General features: G+C 55.6%; 4 protein-coding genes. All 4 read left to right on the top strand.

Going from position 1 to position 3,336, the window contains the following annotated elements:
- On the top strand, nt 1–141 hold a 141-nt coding region (gene rpsI, locus ACOSYY_RS15360; RefSeq protein ID WP_421663461.1), incomplete at its 5' end, for a 30S ribosomal protein S9.
- A gap of 110 nt (nt 142–251) precedes the next feature.
- Nucleotides 252–1,304, top strand: a complete 1,053-nt coding sequence (gene argC, locus ACOSYY_RS15365; RefSeq protein ID WP_421663455.1) for an N-acetyl-gamma-glutamyl-phosphate reductase — start codon at nt 252–254, stop codon at nt 1,302–1,304.
- 55 nt (nt 1,305–1,359) lie between these two features.
- Nucleotides 1,360–2,565 (top strand): bifunctional glutamate N-acetyltransferase/amino-acid acetyltransferase ArgJ, encoded by a 1,206-nt coding sequence (gene argJ / locus ACOSYY_RS15370; RefSeq protein ID WP_421663457.1) that lies wholly within the window; start codon nt 1,360–1,362, stop codon nt 2,563–2,565.
- Nucleotides 2,566–2,775: 210 nt separating this feature from the next.
- Nucleotides 2,776–3,336 (top strand): 30S ribosomal protein S2 (rpsB, locus tag ACOSYY_RS15375; protein WP_421663459.1); only part of this gene is annotated, 561 nt, incomplete at its 3' end.

The following is a 3,336-nucleotide window of genomic DNA, read 5'->3' on the forward strand; positions in this document are numbered from 1 at the left end:
CGGGCGCTCGTCGCGATGACTCCTTCAACCCGCAGCCCTCTCAAGAAGGAAGGGTTGCTCACTCGTGATTCACGCGTGAAGGAGCGAAAGAAGTACGGGCAAAAGGGCGCGCGCAAACGATTCCAATACTCCAAGCGCTAGGCGCAGGGGCCGACGATTCAGAAAAGGGAAGGCTCCATGCCTTCCCTTTTTTGTGTCTTCATTCAGTGACTTGATCGTTGGCCAGGATCAGGATAGAGATGGTGACCCCTATGAGTGGGAAATTTCGAATCGCCATTGCGGGAGCCAGCGGATATGCCGGCGCAGAACTTGTTCGGCTTGCGGCGGCGCATCCTTATTTTACCATCACCGCCGTGACGTCTGAAAAGTCAGCGGGTCAGTCGGTTTCATCTGTGTTTCCGAGTTTCAAGGGAATCATCGATCATCAATTTGAAGCCTTGGCGCCGGAAACCCTGACGGAGCGGGCGGATGCCATTTTTCTCGCACTGCCTCATACAAAATCACAGGACCCCGTTGCCGTCTGCATCAAGGCAGGCAAGCCCGTCGTCGACCTCAGTGCAGATTATCGGCTGAAGGACGTCGGCATCTATGAGAAGTGGTATCACACCCCGCATGGCCATCCACATTTGCTCCAAGACGCGGTGTATGGTTTACCGGAGCTTCATCGGACCGCGATTTCGAAGTCAAAACTGGTTGCTTCGCCCGGCTGCTATCCTACTGCCGCCGTCCTACAGTTGGCGCCCCTCTTCGCCAAAAGGCTCGCGCAGCCGGAGACGATCGTGATCGACGCCAAGTCCGGCGTTTCAGGAGCGGGACGGAGTCCGGCCCTCGCCTACCATTTTCCGGAAGCGCATGAATCCCTAGAGCCTTACAAAATCGGCCAACATCGGCATATTCCTGAAATCGAACAGGAACTTTCCGGGCTCACGGACAATGTCGGCTCCGTGACCGTGACATTCACACCTCATCTTGTACCGATGAATCGAGGCATCCTGAGTACGGCATACTGTAAACTGACGCAAGCCATGCAACTTTCTGATCTTCGTGACTTGTACCGGGAATTCTATACAGGTGAACGATTCATCCGACTCTACGAAGATCTCGTTCCCAATCCGCGGTACATTAAGGGAACGAATTACTGCGACATCGGCGTGTACATGGATTCGCGGGCCGGATGGGTCGTCACCGTGGCGGCGGTCGATAATCTCGTCAAGGGAGCCGCGGGTCAGGCCATTCAAGCCATGAATTTGATGCTCGGCATTCCCGAGGACACCGGCCTCACCGCACCCGGCAGTTATCCTTGACCACCCTACCTTTAACGGTCACGTACCCAACCGTCACGCGACCCGAGAAATCGTTATGAGACCAACACACGTCGGCATCACCGCACCGCTAGGGTTCCAAGCCGCCGGAATCCATTGCGGGATCAAAAAACCAGACTTTCTCGATTTGGCCCTGTGTGTGTCCGACGTCAGCGGACCGATCGCCGGCGTGTTCACAAAGAACTGCGTGGTTGCGGCGCCGGTACTCCTGGACCGGCGCCATCTTCGGTTTCGCCGCGGGCGGGCTATTATCGTCAACAGCGGGAATGCCAATGCCTGCACGGGTGAACAAGGGTTGGTGGCGGCAAAAGCGATGGCTACGGCCGTGGCGGAGCAACTTTCTATTCCCGTGCACCACGTATTCGTCGGTTCAACCGGTGTGATCGGTCGTGTGCTGCCGATTGATCGCATCGCCGCCGCTGTCCCGGCATTAATCGCACGCCTCAGCATTTCAGGAGGCGACCAAGCGGCGCAAGCGATCTTAACCACGGACTTGCGGCCCAAAACCGTCTCGAGACAAGCACAAATCGGCAATCGCAGCAGCACCGTCGGTGGCATGGCCAAAGGTTCCGGCATGATCCACCCGAATATGACCACCATGCTTGCTTATTTGACGACCGATGTAGCAATTGCTCCGACTGCCCTCCAATCGGCTTTGAAATCAGCCGTCGATCAATCCTTCAACTGCATTACGGTGGACGGCGATACCAGCACGAACGACACGGTTCTGTGCCTGGCTAACGGCCTCGCCAAGAATCAACCTATTCAACGAGGCACCAAGCCCTATCGCGCCTTCGAGCGGCTTTTAACCGACGCGGCACAGGAATTGGCGCTCATGATTTGCCGCGATGGAGAAGGGGTCACCAAGGTCGTCATGATTCGGGTGCAAGGAGCCGCCACGGCGACAGCGGCGAAACGAGTCGCCGACACAATCGCGACATCAAACCTGGTCAAGACCGCCTTGTTTGGGGAAGATGCCAATTGGGGCAGAGTCATGGCTGCCATCGGGCGATCGGGCGTTGCGATCGACCCCGGCAACGTAACGGTGCGATTCGATGACATTGTCATGGTACAGCGGGGAGTAGGAATGGGGATGGAGGCGGAGCAGAAGATCGCCCAGGTCTTCAAGCAAAAGGAATTTACGGTTACCGTCCACCTTGGGCAGGGTCATGCTCATGCCCATATGTGGACAACAGATCTCTCGTATGACTATGTCCGCATTAACGCAAGCTATCGATCCTAACTCAAAAAGACTGTAGACAGCTTGAAACCTCGACAGGACTATGGTAGCGTCGCCGGTCTAGGTTTGACAGGGGTTCGTTTCTAACACAAAGAGAGAACCCATTCAATAAAATCACTATCAGCGTCGATACGCTGCACGGCTTGAGAATAAGGGAAGCGATTCCCTCGCCCTGTTATTGGGCGCTCTGCAAGCTTGAGGGGAGGTGAAGGCATGGGAGTGGTGGCGATCAAGGAGTTATTGGAAGCCGGCGTTCATTTCGGGCATCAGACCAACCGCTGGAATCCCAAGATGAAGAAGTTTTTGTTCGGTGAACGCAGCGGCATCTATATCATCGATCTTCAGCAAACCGTCGCACGGATGGAGCACACCTATGCCTTCGTCCGAGACCTTGTCGCAGCCGGAGAATCCGTCTTGTTCGTCGGCACGAAGCGGCAGGCTGCGGAAATCCTCGAAGAAGAAGCCAAGCGAGCCAACATGTTCTTCGTCAACCAGCGCTGGCTGGGTGGGATGTTGACCAACTTCCAAACCATTCGGCGCAGCATCGACAAGATGAAGAAGATGGAGACGACGCTTCTGAACCCCAGCGAGCATGGTCTCAAAAAGAAAGAAGTCCTCCTCATGCAGAAGGACATCGCCAAGCTCCAAAAATACCTGTCCGGTATTAAGAACATGCGCAGCCTTCCTGGTGCGGTGTTCGTTTTGGATACAAGAGTCGAGAAGATTGCCGTCCAGGAAGCGAAGCGACTTGATATCCCGGTGATTGCCATCCTG

It is taken from the genome of Nitrospira sp. BLG_2 (assembly GCF_049222245.1).

What these genes read in the sequence shown, in the direction of transcription:
- argC (WP_421663455.1), top strand. Translation starts at nt 252, where the DNA reads ATGAGTGGGAAATTTCGAATCGCCATTGCGGGAGCCAGCGGATATGCC.
- argJ (WP_421663457.1), top strand. Translation starts at nt 1,360, where the DNA reads ATGAGACCAACACACGTCGGCATCACCGCACCGCTAGGGTTCCAAGCC.